This is a genomic window from Ruegeria sp. THAF57, assembly GCF_903914075.1.
GTDB lineage: Bacteria > Pseudomonadota > Alphaproteobacteria > Rhodobacterales > Rhodobacteraceae > Ruegeria.
In genome coordinates this window covers 200,814-215,900 of the sequence record NZ_CAIWNQ010000001.1, presented here as the reverse complement: position 1 = coordinate 215,900, position 15,087 = coordinate 200,814, and the positions used below count along the sequence as shown (strand labels likewise).

Annotated in this window: 15 protein-coding genes and 1 tRNA gene; 4 read left to right on the top strand and 12 right to left on the bottom strand. The window is 55.6% G+C overall.

What is annotated here, in order from left to right:
* Positions 1–7: 7 nt before the first annotated feature.
* The 3 genes from RUESEDTHA_RS01010 to RUESEDTHA_RS01000 all read right to left on the bottom strand — a co-directional run bounded on the left by RUESEDTHA_RS01010 (position 8) and on the right by RUESEDTHA_RS01000 (position 2,261).
* Positions 8–1,204: a UbiH/UbiF family hydroxylase gene (locus tag RUESEDTHA_RS01010; RefSeq protein WP_180883604.1), complete on the bottom strand. Its 1,197-nt coding sequence runs from the start codon at positions 1,202–1,204 to the stop codon at positions 8–10.
* A gap of 76 nt (positions 1,205–1,280) precedes the next feature.
* On the bottom strand, positions 1,281–1,529 hold the full coding sequence (locus RUESEDTHA_RS01005) for a hypothetical protein (protein WP_171121098.1): 249 nt from the start codon (positions 1,527–1,529) through the stop codon (positions 1,281–1,283).
* 87 nt (positions 1,530–1,616) lie between these two features.
* Positions 1,617–2,261, bottom strand: a complete 645-nt coding sequence (locus RUESEDTHA_RS01000) for a pyrimidine 5'-nucleotidase (RefSeq protein ID WP_180883603.1) — start codon at positions 2,259–2,261, stop codon at positions 1,617–1,619.
* Positions 2,262–2,361: 100 nt separating this feature from the next.
* Here RUESEDTHA_RS01000 and RUESEDTHA_RS00995 point away from each other — a divergent pair, with 100 nt between their 5' ends.
* The gene (locus tag RUESEDTHA_RS00995; protein WP_171121100.1) at positions 2,362–3,009 is read left to right on the top strand and encodes a GntR family transcriptional regulator; all 648 of its coding nucleotides are present in this window, start codon (positions 2,362–2,364) and stop codon (positions 3,007–3,009) included.
* A 3-nt stretch (positions 3,010–3,012) separates the two neighbouring features.
* Here RUESEDTHA_RS00995 and RUESEDTHA_RS00990 read toward each other — a convergent pair whose 3' ends face one another.
* Together RUESEDTHA_RS00990 and carA are read right to left on the bottom strand one after the other, a co-directional pair.
* Entirely contained in the window at positions 3,013–4,884 is a 1,872-nt protein-coding gene (locus tag RUESEDTHA_RS00990) for a glycosyltransferase (RefSeq protein WP_180883602.1), read from the bottom strand.
* Between the two features lie 81 nt (positions 4,885–4,965).
* Positions 4,966–6,132, bottom strand: a complete 1,167-nt coding sequence (gene carA, locus RUESEDTHA_RS00985; RefSeq protein WP_180883601.1) for a glutamine-hydrolyzing carbamoyl-phosphate synthase small subunit — start codon at positions 6,130–6,132, stop codon at positions 4,966–4,968.
* Between the two features lie 183 nt (positions 6,133–6,315).
* Here carA and RUESEDTHA_RS00980 point away from each other — a divergent pair, with 183 nt between their 5' ends.
* Positions 6,316–6,801, top strand: coding sequence for a GatB/YqeY domain-containing protein (locus RUESEDTHA_RS00980; protein ID WP_171121103.1), 486 nt, complete (start codon positions 6,316–6,318; stop codon positions 6,799–6,801).
* Positions 6,802–6,824: 23 nt separating this feature from the next.
* Here the strand turns inward: RUESEDTHA_RS00980 and RUESEDTHA_RS00975 are convergent, their stop codons facing one another.
* The 4 genes from RUESEDTHA_RS00975 to ctaD all read right to left on the bottom strand — a co-directional run bounded on the left by RUESEDTHA_RS00975 (position 6,825) and on the right by ctaD (position 10,889).
* The gene (locus RUESEDTHA_RS00975) at positions 6,825–7,316 is read right to left on the bottom strand and encodes a DUF2244 domain-containing protein (protein ID WP_180883600.1); all 492 of its coding nucleotides are present in this window, start codon (positions 7,314–7,316) and stop codon (positions 6,825–6,827) included.
* Between the two features lie 44 nt (positions 7,317–7,360).
* A complete protein-coding gene (locus RUESEDTHA_RS00970) occupies positions 7,361–7,960 on the bottom strand; it encodes a 2-hydroxychromene-2-carboxylate isomerase (RefSeq protein WP_180883599.1) in 600 nt (199 codons plus the stop codon).
* A gap of 91 nt (positions 7,961–8,051) precedes the next feature.
* Complete coding sequence (locus tag RUESEDTHA_RS00965; protein WP_180883598.1) at positions 8,052–9,074, bottom strand: bestrophin family protein; 1,023 nt, start codon at positions 9,072–9,074, stop codon at positions 8,052–8,054.
* Positions 9,075–9,230: 156 nt separating this feature from the next.
* The gene (gene ctaD / locus RUESEDTHA_RS00960) at positions 9,231–10,889 is read right to left on the bottom strand and encodes a cytochrome c oxidase subunit I (protein WP_171121106.1); all 1,659 of its coding nucleotides are present in this window, start codon (positions 10,887–10,889) and stop codon (positions 9,231–9,233) included.
* A 287-nt stretch (positions 10,890–11,176) separates the two neighbouring features.
* Here ctaD and RUESEDTHA_RS00955 point away from each other — a divergent pair, with 287 nt between their 5' ends.
* Entirely contained in the window at positions 11,177–11,596 is a 420-nt protein-coding gene (locus RUESEDTHA_RS00955; protein ID WP_171122878.1) for an HIT family protein, read from the top strand.
* Between the two features lie 417 nt (positions 11,597–12,013).
* Here RUESEDTHA_RS00955 and lipB read toward each other — a convergent pair whose 3' ends face one another.
* Both lipB and RUESEDTHA_RS00945 read right to left on the bottom strand, forming a co-directional pair.
* Positions 12,014–12,670: a lipoyl(octanoyl) transferase LipB gene (gene lipB, locus RUESEDTHA_RS00950; protein ID WP_180883597.1), complete on the bottom strand. Its 657-nt coding sequence runs from the start codon at positions 12,668–12,670 to the stop codon at positions 12,014–12,016.
* A gap of 38 nt (positions 12,671–12,708) precedes the next feature.
* The gene (locus RUESEDTHA_RS00945; RefSeq protein WP_180883596.1) at positions 12,709–13,368 is read right to left on the bottom strand and encodes a DsbA family oxidoreductase; all 660 of its coding nucleotides are present in this window, start codon (positions 13,366–13,368) and stop codon (positions 12,709–12,711) included.
* A gap of 142 nt (positions 13,369–13,510) precedes the next feature.
* Between RUESEDTHA_RS00945 and RUESEDTHA_RS00940 the strand changes: the two genes are divergently transcribed.
* Positions 13,511–13,597: transfer RNA gene (locus RUESEDTHA_RS00940), tRNA-Leu, on the top strand.
* Positions 13,598–13,751: 154 nt separating this feature from the next.
* Here RUESEDTHA_RS00940 and RUESEDTHA_RS00935 read toward each other — a convergent pair.
* On the bottom strand, positions 13,752–14,651 hold the full coding sequence (locus RUESEDTHA_RS00935; RefSeq protein ID WP_180883595.1) for an FkbM family methyltransferase: 900 nt from the start codon (positions 14,649–14,651) through the stop codon (positions 13,752–13,754).
* Between the last annotated feature and the right edge of the window lie 436 nt (positions 14,652–15,087).

Sequence of the window (15,087 nt, the reverse complement as noted above, 5' to 3'; positions counted from 1 at the left end):
TCGGTGCTCAACGGACGCCAAGGCCCATCTGCATCAGAGTCTTTCGCACCGTCGGCAGCGAATAGAGGGCGTTCAGCCCCATCGCCCGAGCGTCACGCAATGCCCGCGTTTCGATCATCGAGGCGCGGTTGAGAAGGTCGATTCCTTTTACCCTCATCGCGATCTCGGTGTGTCGGGCTTTGTGATAAGCATCCAGCATCTGTACGTCACCAAGGCCCTCGGGCCGTGCAGTGGCAAGGTCCAGCAGGCTGCGAAGATCACCTAGTGACATATTCAGGCCCTGTGCGCCAATGGGCGGAACGACATGCGCAGCCTCGGCCATCAATGCGATCCGTTCCCCGGACAGACGTTCAGCCGACTGGCTGATGATCGGCCAAATGGTTCGCTGCGAGACAAGTTTCAGCGGGCCGAACAACCCGCAAGAGCGTTCGGTCATGGCGGCCTCAAACGCCTGCGGTTCGGTGTTGAGCAATTCGACCGCGCGCGGTCCACGTTCCATCCAAACAACTGCGGAAGAAGGCTGACCCTGCCAGTCCGGTAGAGGGACCAGAGTAAAGGGCCCACCGGACCGGTGAATCTCGGTCGAGACATTGTCGTGCGGGATTGGGTGCGTAACTGCAAAGGCCAGCGCCTTTTGCCCGTAGCGCGTTGTTTGCACGGAAATTCCAGCAGCTTCGCGCATCGGAGAGCTGCGCCCATCGGCAGCCACAACCAGTTTGCAGGAAACACGACTGCCATCACTTAGCCCGACGCGGGCGTGGGCGGTGCGGGTGAACAGGCTGGCGGTTCCGGTGCCCGGGCGGAAATCGACATTCGGAAGTTCAGCCAGATGGTTCACCATTTCGCGCCGAAGCAACCAGTTCGGCAGGTTCCAGCCAAAAGGCTGATCCGAAATGTCGGCGGCGTTAAAGTCCCGCACCACACGTGGTTCAGGCACGTCGCCGCCTGCATCCACGATACGCATGATCTGTAGAGGGGCGGCATGCGGGGCCAGCTTTTCCCACAACCCACACTGTTCAAGCAACCCGCGTGCAGGTTGCAAAAACGCCGTGGTTCGCATGTCCGAGCCGTCGACATCGCGTTCGGTAACAGGTGGGGCAGGATCGACGCACACGACGTCAAACCCGGCTGTCCCAAAGGCTGCCGCAGCAGTCAAACCGGCAATCCCGCCACCAGAAATCAGGATGTCACAGCTTTCAGTCATGGCCTTGGTCTCCGTATCTTGGGCAGACCCTAGTGCGGTTCCAAGGCGCGTGCCAAGTGACATCCTGTCCCGTGTCTTAACCTCGGGTAATCAGCAAAAGGATCAGGAACATCACCGGTACCATCATCACGGCGGGGATATAAAGGCCCGGCAGGCCGAACAACAGGGTCGAACAGCCCCACATGCTGAAGATCGCAAGGGCGGCATAGCCCCAATCCTCGGCCTCGCCATGGGCAACGTCTTTGGCCATCCAGCCAAACAGGGGAATTGCAAACAACAGGCGCTGCCAGATTGGCAGGCGCCGAGGGGCCTCGATCGCGGTCATGGGTGTCTCCGTTTCTATTCGTCGCTGAGGCGCATATAGGGACGATGCTGCGTATGCGAAATACGCGGAAAGTCGTAGTGTGACAGCCTACCGCAGGCGGGACAGAAATGACGTTAGGTCGTCGGTATGATGGTGGATATGATCGGCCTCGTGCGGCTCGGGTGCGACGTGAACCGTCCGCATTCCCATCGCGTGCGGGGCAGCCAGATTGCGCGGGTCATCTTCGAACATCGCGGCCTTTTCAGCGTCAATTCCGTCGCGCTCAAAGATTGCTTCGAACGCAGCTTTCTGCGGCTTTGGGCGATACTCCGCGTGCTCGATGCCATAAATTGCATCGAACAATCCGCTCAGGCCACGCGCCTGCAATACGCGTTCGGCATAAGGAGCGCTGCCGTTCGTATAGACGATCCGGCGGCCCGGCAGGGCACGGATGTGATCGGCCAGATCGGCGTCCGGGTCCATATGGCTCATGTCGACCTGATGCACGGCATGAAGATATGGCTCCGGGTCAAGATCGTGCTCGGCCATCAGCCCGGCCAGAGTGGTGCCGTATTCGCGCCAGTAATGCGACCTAAGCCGATCCGCCTCGGCGCGGTCGACGCCGATGGCCTGAACCACGTAGTCCGTCATCAGCACCTCGATCTGATCGAACAGGCGCATATGCGGCGGATAAAGCGTGTTGTCGAGGTCGAACACCCATTGGGTGACGTGAGCAAATGCAGGTTTGACCATGGCTTGGGTTTAGGCCGCTATGTCCCGGTTTTCAATGCCGGACTTGATTGCGGGGGTCTGAGGCGGATACACAGGTTCGAACGAGGAGACGAACCATCCCATGCCCCAGTCTAAACAGTCCAACAAGGACGCCTACAGCCTGATACTCGAAGCGATTGACGTGGGCGTCTACAAACCCGGTGATCGGCTGGTCGAGAGCGAACTGGCCGAGCGGTTCGGCGTATCGCGTACCCCCATTCGCGAAGCGTTGCAGCGGCTTGAAACCCAGTCTCTGCTAGAGCGGGACGGGCGGTCGCTGATCGTGGCCTCGCTGGATCATAACCAGATGGCCGAGCTGTACGTGGTGCGTCGCGAACTAGAGGGATTGGCCGCAAGTCTGGCGGCGAAACACGCGACCGAGGAAGAGATCAAGGTGCTGCAGGATATGGTTGCCGCCGACGATGCATTGGTCGATGACCCGACCGCTTTGTCCCGTGCCAACCGCCGTTTCCACGAACAGATCCATCTGGCCTCGCACAACCGCTATTTGGTTCAGCAATTGGATTTGGTGCATCGAACGATGGCTTTGATGGCAACCACTTCTTTGGCGGTGCAGGGCCGGGGCGAGATCGCCCAAAGCGAACATAAAGGCATTGTCGAGGCCATCGCCGCCCGTGACGAAGCCGCCGCCGCCCGAGCGCTCAAAGAACATATTTCCGTCGCCTTCATGACGCGTCTGAAACAGGATGCAGTGCGCCGCGAAAACTGACGTTTATTCCGGCGGAATCTCTTCGCAGGCTTGCCCGTGTTGGGTTTTATCCCAGAAGAATGGGTTTCCGGTCAATTCCCACACCGCTTTGTAAGCTGCGACAACCCCAAGCGGAAAGTACAAGGGCATAGTTGGCACCCAAGGTATTAGAAACCTTCTTTCCCGCGCCCAGACCGACAGGACTCCGGCGAAAAGGTTTGTGAGTTCTGCGGCAAGGAAGAGGGCAAATAACGAAAGCAGCGCCCAACGCGGCACCAGTGCCTCCATCGGGCTAAGCATCCCCAGCGCAGTCAGCCAGAACACCCAAAGAGCGGGTGCCAACAGAAATTGCCCTACCGTTCCAAGAAAGAACGCTTGAAAGCCCAGGAATTTCAAGGCTCCGAGGTCGTTCCAAAGCTGGACAGGGTCACGCATGTGAACGAGATAGGTGACCATGAAACCCTTTAGCCAGCGCGAACGCTGTTTCACCCAAGGCCAAGCGCGGAAATTAGCCTCTTCAAAGGTAGTGGTGTCGACCATCTCGGTTCTATAACCCGCACGGCTTAACCGCACACCCAGATCTGCGTCCTCAGTGACATTGTGGGCGTCCCATCCGCCCATTTCCAAAAGCTTCTCCCGGCGGAAGAAGAAGGTCGTGCCGCCCAGCGGAACCACAAGACCCAAGCGCGCGATACCCTGCAACAGAATGCGGAACCAGCTATTGTATTCGATTGTAAAACAGCGCGACCTCCAGTTGGTGCGCGGGTTGTAATAGTCCAATCCCCCTTGCAGACAGACGACGCTGTCGTCTGCATGCGTAAAATGCGTGACCACACGTTCGATCTGATCGGGTTGTGGAGCATCCTCGGCGTCCCAGACGCCCAGAATTTCACCCCTGCAAAAATCGAGCGCATAGTTCATTGCCCGGGGTTTTGTTGTCAGCCCGCTTGATGTCGGAACTTCGACGGACCTGATCCAAGACGGCAGGTCGACATGCGCAAGCGCCGCGCGTGTAACATCGTCGGATGCTTCAAGAACCAAAATGACGTCCAATAGGGCCTTGGGGTATGTGAGGCGTTGCAACCGTCGTATCAGGGCGTCTGCTATTTCTTCTTCCTTATACAGCGGCACCATGATCGACACGCGGGGAAGGGGCTGCGGTAAAGGCTTCGGGGCGCCTTTAGGGGGCTGAAAACTCTGGTGCAGAAAACTCAGCAAGCCGCTTAACCGTAGCGCAAAAAACAAGATCAGTGAGCTGACCGCGAGTGTTACGAAGAACATCAGCCCTAATTTTGGTAACGCTGCGAAAACCGCCACCACAGCGATCAGGGCTGCAAGTGGTTTAACCCGTGCACGGGGTGCCCAGGATCGACAGCTATGCTTTACGTCCACTCGGGTCTCGGCGTCCGCTGCCAGTTGGGACGCAAACGTGGCAGCGATCGCGCTGTCAATTTCATCAGACGCCGCAAGAACGGGCAGGACAGTAAGGCCGACCTTACCCAATTGCGCTCGAACCGTTTCAAAGCAATCCGGCCGGGCAGTCGCCACCAATAGGAAAGGACCCACCCGTTTCCAAGGGATCACGTTGTGTTCAAGCCAGAAGCGAACGGGTTTTAGCTGGCAAAGCTCTAGAGATGGCGGGGATGCGATCAGATCAGCGAATTGAAGATGGTTTTGGTCTGCAAGCGCGTTCATGACGTCCCGGCGGTCGACCCAGCCTTCGGCCACAAGAATCTCACCCAGTGGTACGTCCTGCCGGGATCTGAGATGCAGCGCTTTTTCCAACTGCGCCTGTGTAATCAGGCCACTTTCAAGCAGGCAGATGCCTAGAGGTTTTCTGACCTGCACAGGAATAGGCGCCGCCCGCGCAAAGTGTTGCAGGTTCAGTTCAACCATAAAAAAACCCTGACACGTGAAACCGGTGTCAGGGTTGTTCTATTAAGGTTAACAGCGGGTTAATGCTGACTAAAGCAGCCGCTATACCTTTTCTTTTTTGTTCGCCATCGCCTCGGCGAACCGCTCGAACAGGTAGAAACTGTCCTGTGGACCAGGCGATGCCTCGGGGTGGTGTTGCACCGAGTAAACAGGGCGATCCTTCATGCGAATACCGCAGTTCGACCCGTCAAACAGCGAGCGATGGGTTTCCACGACACCTTCGGGCAGCGATTGCGCGTCGACAGCAAAACCGTGGTTCATCGAGGTAATCTCAACCTTACCAGTATCCAGGTCCTTGACTGGGTGGTTTGCGCCGTGGTGGCCGTGGTTCATCTTGACGGTCTGACCACCCAGCGCCAGCGCCAGCATCTGATGACCGAGACAGATTCCAAAGACGGGCAGGTCGGTGGTCTCTAGAACCTCTTTGATCATCGGCACGGCGTATTCGCCGGTCGCCGCAGGATCGCCCGGACCGTTCGACAGGAACACCCCGTCGGGTTCATGCGCAAGCACTTCGGCTGCTGTTGCCGTGGCCGGCAAAACTGTGACGTCGCATCCTGCGGTGGCAAGGCAGCGCAGGATGTTGCGCTTGGCACCGAAGTCCAGGGCAACTACCTTGTGCACAGGGGCGTTCTGACGGGCGTAGCCATCGGGCCAGGCCCAACGCATCTCGTCCCACCGATAGCTCTGGGCGCAGGTCACTTCCTTGGCCAGGTCCATACCTTCAAGTCCGGCAAATCCGCGCGCGGCCGCCACCAGAGCCTCGATATCGAAATTCCCCTCGGGGTCATGAGCCAGCGCGACATGCGGCGCACCCTGCTGACGGATCGCGCGGGTCAGACGGCGTGTGTCCACGCCTCCTATGGCAATACGTCCGCGACGGGCCAGCCAGGTTTTCAGTTCTTCCGCCGCGCGCCAGTTCGACGGCTCGGTCGGGTCCCATTTGACCACCATCCCGGCTGCAACAGGGTCAGCGGTTTCGTCATCCTCGGGGTTCACCCCGACATTGCCGATATGGGGGAAGGTGAAGGTGACGATCTGACCGGCATAGGACGGGTCAGTCATAATTTCCTGATATCCGGTCATGGCCGTGTTAAAGCACAGTTCGGCCACGGTCTGTCCGGTGGCGCCAAAGCCCATCCCGTAGAACAATGTGCCGTCGGCCAATGCCAGACATGCGGTGGGCTTGGTCGGGGCGTTCTGCGACATGGGGCGACTCTCTTGCAGGGTAAATCGGCGCATACCTAAGGGGCTTGAGCGCTTGGGTCAAGTCTGTTCAAATTTTGTGCTATTGTTAAAAATCAATAGGTTAGCCATATTGCTTCCCTGTTGTATCACGCTTTTTGTTTAGATATGGTCGTGGTTCCTTTTCCATGGGGATGGACAGATCATATGGATATGCGATCAAGGGTGAACTCAGCCCTGAAGCAGGCAATGAAAGATAAGGAGGCCGAGCGTCTGTCGACGCTGCGGCTTATTAATGCCGCGATCAAGGATCGCGACATCGCGTCACGTGCCTCTGACAACGAAGAGGCGAAGGGCTGCGGCGATGCCGAGGTCCTTGAAATCCTTGGCAAAATGACCAAGCAGCGCAAGGAAAGCGCGCGCGCCTATGAAGAGGGCGGACGGTTGGACCTTGCCGAGCGTGAGCTTCGCGAAGTCGAAGTGATCGAGGAATTTTTGCCCAAACAACTGGATGAAGATGAGGTCTCTCAGGCCATCCAGACGGCCATCTCGTCAACGGGCGCTGGTTCGATCCGGGATATGGGCAAAGTGATGGGCGAGCTGAAGTCGCGCTACACTGGCCAAATGGATTTCGGCAAAGTGGGACCGATGGTCAAAGATCAGCTCTGCGCGGCTGCAAGCGGCGGCTGCTGACCGCTTTCGCCTCAAACACGATATTACTGCGCGACCGGGTCGCGCAGTTTTTGTGTAAGATCGTCATACAGGGCGATCCGTTCTTCTTCGGTCAGGAAAGACCCGATTTCCACTTCGCGCCCGTCGCCCTTCAGAGTGACATAGTTGGGTACGGGGCCGCCATGCTTGTGCATCTCAGGGCGCGCCCAGTATCGGTTGCAGGTCCATTCCTGTGACCCTCGGCCGGGATGGTGATGGACAAGCCGGGCCTGAGTCCCTGTCAGAGTGAACACCTCAAAAACACTGCGGGAACGGTAGTTCGACTGGATCGCCAACCACAATCCCACCACTGTCAGCAGCAGGAATGGCAGCAAACCCCATAGCAGCACGGAACCCAAAACCGCCATCAGGGGGATGAGACCGAACAAAAAGACCGCCAGAACAACACGCATGGCCCATTTTGGCGGCAGTGAGTTATGCGGCCACAGTCGCAATTCCAGATCCGATCCAGAGGTTTGATTCCATCGATAGGGCATGGTCAAAAAATAACGTCTTGCAATGCAAAGTCGACGCCAATTGATCACACAACGTGACCTACGCGCGACCATGACAAGGCATCGTCCAGACGGTCGTCGCCCCAAAAAACCTCGCCCCGTACGACAAGGCTGGGTGCACCGAATACGCCAAGGCGTGAGGCGCGGTCAGTTTCGAATTCCAGAGCTGAAACCGCATCAGGGCTGCGGGCACGTGCCAGAGTCAGGCGAGGGTCTTGCTGACACCGTAAAAGGGCCTCGGAAATTGCCGCCTCGCTGCCAGCTTCGATGCCGTCTTCGAACCAGATCCGGTAGAGGTTTTGTGTAAAACTCTTGCCCCATCCATCCTGTATTCCCATCAAGGCGACCTGATTGGCAAGTTCTAGGTCGGAAATCGGATAGGGCGCGGGCAGATGGGCGTGGATATGATACTTGGCAGCTCGCCGCTCGATATCGCGCCACATATACGCTGATTTAACAGGCTTACCTGCAAATGGGATGTTCTTCTGTTCGGACATGACGCTGCGGACATTGAAAGGGCGCCACGCAACTGCGACGTCATTCTCAGCGCACCAGTCATCCAGGCGCATGATCGTCAGGAAGCTGTACGTACTGCCAATGGAATACCAAAAATCAATTTCGGGCATTGGATCACCCCGATCTCAGAGTTTCAGTTTCCATTCTAGCCTAATTTTTTGATTTTTTCGATCTCTGCCGTTTGGCGAAGCACCGCCGCGATCAGAATAGCGTCTTGTTCACGGGCCGAACGGGGTCGGGAACGACCCCGCAATCTGTCGCCTGACGCATGTCGATTTCAATCGTTCTGCACAGCGCCAAGATCGGCACGTCGGTGACATCTCCTTCGAATGGGTCTTCCATCGAAGCGCTTACCCGCTCGGTTACAAAGAAAATCCAGCAGACCAGTGCCCCGACCGGAGCGAAGGTCAGCCAATCCGTCAGAACTGTTTGGATCATTGCAGTGTTGGTCCCGGCCACGATCGAACGCTCATCATTGAAGGCAAGTGGCAGCATGAAGATGAAAATCCAGCTGAACAGGCGACCGACTTCAGCCACCTGTCGGGGGAACGGAGTGTTCTTGATCCGCTCGCACTGGCCTTGGGCCGCCGTCAGACGGGCTAACCTGTCCATCAGGGCGACATGCCAGAATGGGTCGATCTTACCCTGTTGGGCCATCTCGGACAGTTTCCGCGCCTGTAGGTTTAAAAGATATGCGGCCTTGTTGGCTTTTCCGTCAAGCCGGGGCAGGTCTGCCTCTAATTGGCTGGTCTTCCAGTCGCCAGGCGAATTGGGTGTGTGGCTTGGTGAAAGTGTGTGTCCAAACATCCACGGCTTGACCGAACGCCCATTGGCCGAAGGTTGTCGCAACTGGTAGGCCAATAGGGTCACCCAGGCGATGTGTCTTTCAATCAGTTCGGTGCGCAAGTTGGCGTCGAGAGGAGAGCCATTGGTTTGAACCAGCGTGGCAACCGTATTTCCCCAGTCTCGGCTTGCGTTGGCGATATCCCCCCAGACCCGCCTTGCCTCGGTCCAACGTCCATAAGCCGAGGTGTTTTTGAAACCCAGAAAGAACGCGACCGCGATCCCCAGCATTGCCACCGGAGGGCTGGGGTTCGAAATCAGATCTACAGGCGTGAGTTCATCAACCACCTGAACCAACAAAATCCAGGCAAGGACAATTGAGATAAAGCCGACCGATCCCCTGAGCAGTTTGCGGACCGAGATGCTATCGTGAAGTAACATGTCTTTTGTGTTTCCGTTGAAACGTCATGAAATTCAATTTTTGAATAATATCGACATCTTGGCACACCTGTCCACGGAACTCGGAAGAGCATCGTAAGGGGGTAATGAAAAAGCCCCGCACGAGGCGGGGCTCTATTTGTTTCTTAATGGAAGGGATCAGTGCGCGTGGCCTTTGTCCCAGTCTTCCTGCTTGGGAAGCTGCTCGAACGTGTGTTCGGGCGGCGGGGTGGGCAGGGTCCATTCCAGCGTGTCTGCGTATTCGTTCCACGGGTTCGGACGTGTTTCCTTCGCGCCGCGCAGCAGGGCGTAGATCACGATGCCGAAGAACAGCAGGAACGAAGCGAACGAGATGAACGCGCCAATCGAAGAGACAAAGTTCCACTGAGCGAATGCCTCGGGGTAGTCGATATAGCGACGCGGCATCCCCTGACGGCCCAGGAAGTGCTGCGGGAAGAAGGTCAGGTTGGCGCCGATAAAGAACAGCCAGAAGTGAACCTTGCCCCAGAACTCGGAGTACTGACGGCCCGTCATCTTCGAGAAGTAGAAGTATACGCCCGCAAAGATCGCAAAGACGGCACCCAGGCTCATCACGTAGTGGAAGTGCGCCACGACGTAATAGGTGTCGTGATAAGCTCGGTCGATACCGGCCTGCGACAGAACCACACCGGTTACACCACCAACGGTGAACAGGAATAGGAAGCCGAAAGCGAACAGCATCGGTGTCTTGAACTCGATGGATCCGCCCCACATGGTCGCAATCCACGAGAAGACCTTAACGCCGGTTGGAACCGCGATGACCATCGTTGCCAGCATAAAGTAGGCCTGCTGACGCAGCGACATGCCAACGGTGTACATGTGGTGCGCCCATACGACGAAGCCCAGAACACCAATCGCGATAATTGCCCAGACCATTGGCAGGTAGCCGAAGATCGGCTTGCGCGAGAAGGTGGCGATCACGTGGCTGATGATGCCGAAACCGGGCAGGATCACGATGTACACTTCCGGGTGGCCAAAGAACCACAGGATGTGCTGATACAGGATCGGGTCACCGCCACCGGCCGGATCAAAGAAGGTGAAGCCAAAGTTGCGATCCATCAGCAGCATGGTGATTGCGCCCGCCAGAACCGGCAGCGACAGAAGAATCAGCCACGAAGTGATGAAGATCGACCAACTGAACAGCGGCACCTTGAACAGGGTCATGCCCGGGGCACGCATGTTCAGGAACGTGGTGATCATGTTGATCGCGCCGAGGATCGAGGAGGCGCCCGATACGTGTACGGCAAAGATCGCAAGGTCCATGGACATGCCGCCCTCTGTCGTGGACAGCGGCGGGTAAAGCACCCAGCCAACGCCTGAACCGAGCTGGTCATTGCCACCGGGGCTCAGCAACGAGGCCACGCCCAGCGAGGTACCAGCGACATACAGCCAGAAGGACAGGTTGTTCATCCGCGGGAACGCCATATCCGGCGCACCGATCTGCAACGGCATGAAATAGTTGCCAAAACCGCCGAAAAGCGCCGGGATGACAACGAAGAACATCATCAGAACACCGTGATAGGTGATCATCACGTTCCACAGGTGCCCATTCGGTGTACATGGATCGGCCATGAACCCTTCGAGGCACATGTACTGAACACCGGGGTGCATCAGCTCGAGCCGCATATAGACGGTCATCGCCACCGAGATAAACCCGGCCAGCGCCGAGAAAATCAGGTACAGAATCCCGATGTCCTTGTGGTTGGTCGACATGAACCAGCGGGTAAAGAACCCTCGCTGGTCTTCATGATCGTGACCATGAATGGCTGCGTCTGCCATTAGGTGCCTCCTGTTACAATTCTACCGCGCAGCCGGACCTCTCCGGCGCGCGGGATTCCTGCTGGTTTTAGAATGCGAAGAGGACGCCTTCAATGGTCGAGTTTGATCTGGATCAAGATTAATTGTCGCGGGCAGGGGCCCGAAACGCGCATTGTCGGCTAAATTCACCTTTCAGTTGGGTATTGGCTGCCAATTTTCAAGCGCTGCGCGTGACAGAGGTTTCTTCGCTTGACCCTGGTGCGGACGAAACGCAGAACTGGGCGTAACGCCGAAATCGGAGATTTGACATGACCGCCTACGATCCAGAAAACATCTTTGCCAAGATCCTGAAGGGGGAAATCCCCGCGAACCGCGTTTACGAGGATGACGATACACTTGCGTTCATGGACATCATGCCCCGATCGGACGGTCACCTGTTGGTGATACCCAAAACGCCGTGCCGCAATATGCTGGATGCATCTCCGCAGCAACTGGCATCAGTGATGGCCACTGTTCAGAAATTGGCCAAGGCGGTGGTGAAGGCTTTTGACGCTGACGGAGTAACGATCCAGCAATTCAACGAAACGGCCGGGGGGCAGGAGGTGTTCCATCTGCATTTCCACGTTCTTCCCCGTCACGAAGATGTTGCTTTGCGTGCGCCCGGAACAATGGGGGATTTCGACCTGATCGCGGAGCACGCCGAAAAAATCAGAACTGCTGTTGGCTGAACGTTACGCACTTGATCACCGAGTAGCCGAAACTTCTTGCGGGCCTTGGGCAGTTGATGCGGCTTCGGCCAAAGTGAGAAAGTTTGGGAAAGCCGGATGCGCAAAGTCCGAAAGGTGAAAGGCCCAGAAAAAAATTGCCGTTCCGATTTGGGGTCGGAACGGCAGACTCGTATAAAGAACTTTTCCGTTTTCGCAGAAATCCTACGATTACCGGTTTAACACACCACTCACTCTAGAACGGTGCAATCAGTGTACCCGCAAATCTCAGTTCTGTATTTGTTTGAGTGGGGTTGAACCGCCAAATGTTATGATTCACTCGGCTTTTGCGCGAGTTTTAGGCCTCAATTGGAAACAGTGCGCATTCTGATTTGCGAATTGTAAACCATTTGGAGTCATGAGGCGATTCGGTCTATGACATCACGTCCCGATCGTTTCGAATGCTTGGGAAAACGTTTTCTGTAGTGCGGCATCCATGTCTGCCATCGTGACAGGCAGCCCCAAATCAACCAAAGACGTTACACCATGTTCGGAAATCCCGCAGGGCACGATCCCTGAGAAATGATCAAGATCAGGTTCCACGTTGATCGAGATTCCGTGAAAGCTGATCCATTTTCGCAGGCGCAACCCAATCGCTGCGACCTTGTCCTCGGCCGGCGCGCCCGAAGCCGTCAACGGCTTGTCATCCCGGCGCACCCATACACCGACGCGGCCATCCCGGATTTCACCTTTGACATTGAATTCCGCAAGTGACGCGATCACCCAGGCTTCCAGCTGTTTTACAAAGCGCCGTACGTCTTTCCCGCGTTTGTTCAGATCAAGCATGACATAGGCAACCCGCTGGCCTGGGCCGTGATACGTGTATTCACCGCCGCGCTTGCTTTCGTAGACGGGAAACCGATCAGGGTCGGTCAAATCTTCGATCCGTGCGGATGTTCCTGCGGTATAAAGCGGGGGGTGCTCGAGCAGCCAGACGCATTCATCTGCTTCACCGGCGGCGATAGCGGCTACCCGCGCCTCCATAAAGGCGACGGCATCGTCATAGTCGGTCAAGCCGTCAGTGATTTTCCATTCCATGAGGTCTCTTACCGCGCGGTATCAGGCAGGAAAAGGGGTTACGCCGCCTCTGCCAAACAGCGCCTAAGGATTTGCGCATAGGTATCTTGACCCTGCGCCCCCGTTACAAGGTACTTGCCGCCAAACACCATCGAAGGCACGCCCGAGATGCCGCGACTGGTCCAGAACTCCTGCTTCTGTCGCACTGGTTGGACGTGGGCACCAGAGGAAAGAGCCTGCTGTCCGGCGACCCTGTCCAATCCGACGGCTTCAGCAGCTTCGAGAAGCACTTTGGGATCGGAAACATCCTTCTGGTCAATGAAATATGCCTCAAACAGAGCCATCTTCAGCGGGTGTTGACGCCCTTGGGATTCGGCCCAGTCCAAAAGCTGGTGCGCGGCAAAGGTATTGTAGATCCGAGACTCATCGTCGAAATTGAACGAGAAATCCAACTCTGCGCCGATCTGCGTCAACCGATCACGCGCCTGCTGACTTTGCTCGGCTGTAGACCCGTATTTCTCAGCCATGTGCTCGCGCAGGTTTTGCCCTTTGGCCCCCATGGCAGGGTTCAATTCAAACGGGTGCCATCGGAGTTGCGCAAGCACCCCCTGTTGCTGCAGCGCCAGATCAAGCTGCCGGAAGCCAACAATACACCACGGGCATACCACATCCGAGACAATGTCGATCTGGATGATCGGGCGCGTGTCTGATGAAGTCATGATGCATCTCCGGATCAGGTGGCAAAGTGAAATCTGTGATACAGATATGAAGGTCGAAAAGGAATTCAATCCGGCTTGTTTTTTGCCTCTTCACATCCCGTTCCGCACCGTCTATATGCGCCTCTACCAAGTCACATACAGTGCGGTCGTGGCGGAATTGGTAGACGCGCAGCGTTGAGGTCGCTGTGGGGTAACACCCGTGGAAGTTCGAGTCTTCTCGACCGCACCATTCAATCCCGTAAGAAAATTTGTTCCAGATACTTAGATTGGGTTCGCGATGGAATGACTGTTCAATTTCTGCGTAAGCGCTAGATCTGATTTGGTTTGCACAAACCGCTATTCAGGGCCATGTCGCGCCTCGATCCATTCATTTGTCAAAGGACCTAAAAATTACGCTGCTTTGTTCGAAAATGGCTTATGTACTCTCTGGGCAAAGAAGCGTCGATATTCTTACGAGCAACCAAAACATCCAGGCACATCAATGCTAAGTCGGGACTGTCAAAAATCGAGTCCGCCGCGAAGGATAAATAGATTAGTTGGTCTGAGTTTAGAATTACCTTTAGATCGCCCTCGCGAATATAAACTGCATCACCATCAAGTAGTTGGCTTGTTAGTTGAGGGCGACGTACGTCATGCTCATGAGCGTGGGGCATCATCACGGATTTGGTGAATAAGAACTTATGTAGTTTGAAGCCTCGTTCTCGTAGCGCCAAATCGACGTCGCCAAATAGTGGTTCGTTCTCGTAGATACGGTGAAAACGAACTTCGGTCACGATAGTAACGCAATCCTCAAGAGTCCGTGCGCCGCCTTGGATGACTTCTAGTTCTGCACCCTGAAGGTCCATCTTTAGGACATCAACTTTCTCTAGACCTTCTATTGCATCCAAAGGTGCAGTTTGCACGTCCATTTGGCGCACTTTTCCTTCTCGCAACCACTTTTCTTTACCGATTTGTGCCAGCGCGGTCTTATCCATGGGAAACAGGGAAGAAAAACCTGAAAGAGGATGCAGATATAAAGTCCGATGCCCCTGTGTTCCTACAGCTTGCTGAAAATAAGTTTCATACTCACTTTTGGTCTGCTGAAGCTTTGCAAACGCGTCCGGGTTTGGTTCAAAACCAATTATCTCTGCTACTCCATCCATTAACAGACCGCTGTAGGGTGGTTCAGATAGTGGATTTGCCCCCACGTCGCAAATCCGAACAAGTCTTGATGGTTTAAGTTGTGATGTCAGTACTTTTCGTCGCTGATCAGCATGGGAAGGTTTTTTTACCGGCTGCTCCACTGGTGTTCTTCTCTTGGTTGTTTTTTGAAAAAGGCTTCGGAAAGCTAATCCCAATAATGGCAGCCTCATCTTGTATGCTCAACTTAAGCTTTAGTGCACTGTGTAGTTCCGAGCAGCGATGCAAGAAGCCCTGTTGAGAATCCACTCTACAATCAGAACTCATCGCTGACTATGAAAGGTTTGAAGGCGAAGGAGCTATTCTGTGCGTCCGGAATGAGAAGTGTTTTTCGCCTGTGCAAGTAGTGATATCTGAATTAGTTTTGTTGTATTGCGACTCTTGACCACGCTTCTGAAAACAATCTAGCTGGTTACTGAATGTAGGTTGAGACTTGTCTGTTCGTTGAGTTGACATTCGATCGGTGGAAGTAGCTGTGATTCCCGGGGTTTCTCTGAGTTGCAAGAACAATAATAGGTCCGTTGTGCCACGTTTTCTTTG

Bases quoted from the DNA above. Each gene is read 5' to 3' on its own strand.
- RUESEDTHA_RS01010 (WP_180883604.1), bottom strand. From the start codon at position 1,204: ATGACTGAAAGCTGTGACATCCTGATTTCTGGTGGCGGGATTGCCGGT.
- RUESEDTHA_RS01005 (WP_171121098.1), bottom strand. From the start codon at position 1,529: ATGACCGCGATCGAGGCCCCTCGGCGCCTGCCAATCTGGCAGCGCCTG.
- RUESEDTHA_RS01000 (WP_180883603.1), bottom strand. From the start codon at position 2,261: ATGGTCAAACCTGCATTTGCTCACGTCACCCAATGGGTGTTCGACCTC.
- RUESEDTHA_RS00995 (WP_171121100.1), top strand. From the start codon at position 2,362: ATGCCCCAGTCTAAACAGTCCAACAAGGACGCCTACAGCCTGATACTC.
- RUESEDTHA_RS00990 (WP_180883602.1), bottom strand. From the start codon at position 4,884: ATGGTTGAACTGAACCTGCAACACTTTGCGCGGGCGGCGCCTATTCCT.
- carA (WP_180883601.1), bottom strand. From the start codon at position 6,132: ATGTCGCAGAACGCCCCGACCAAGCCCACCGCATGTCTGGCATTGGCC.
- RUESEDTHA_RS00980 (WP_171121103.1), top strand. From the start codon at position 6,316: ATGGATATGCGATCAAGGGTGAACTCAGCCCTGAAGCAGGCAATGAAA.
- RUESEDTHA_RS00975 (WP_180883600.1), bottom strand. From the start codon at position 7,316: ATGCCCTATCGATGGAATCAAACCTCTGGATCGGATCTGGAATTGCGA.
- RUESEDTHA_RS00970 (WP_180883599.1), bottom strand. From the start codon at position 7,960: ATGCCCGAAATTGATTTTTGGTATTCCATTGGCAGTACGTACAGCTTC.
- RUESEDTHA_RS00965 (WP_180883598.1), bottom strand. From the start codon at position 9,074: ATGTTACTTCACGATAGCATCTCGGTCCGCAAACTGCTCAGGGGATCG.
- ctaD (WP_171121106.1), bottom strand. From the start codon at position 10,889: ATGGCAGACGCAGCCATTCATGGTCACGATCATGAAGACCAGCGAGGG.
- RUESEDTHA_RS00955 (WP_171122878.1), top strand. From the start codon at position 11,177: ATGACCGCCTACGATCCAGAAAACATCTTTGCCAAGATCCTGAAGGGG.
- lipB (WP_180883597.1), bottom strand. From the start codon at position 12,670: ATGGAATGGAAAATCACTGACGGCTTGACCGACTATGACGATGCCGTC.
- RUESEDTHA_RS00945 (WP_180883596.1), bottom strand. From the start codon at position 13,368: ATGACTTCATCAGACACGCGCCCGATCATCCAGATCGACATTGTCTCG.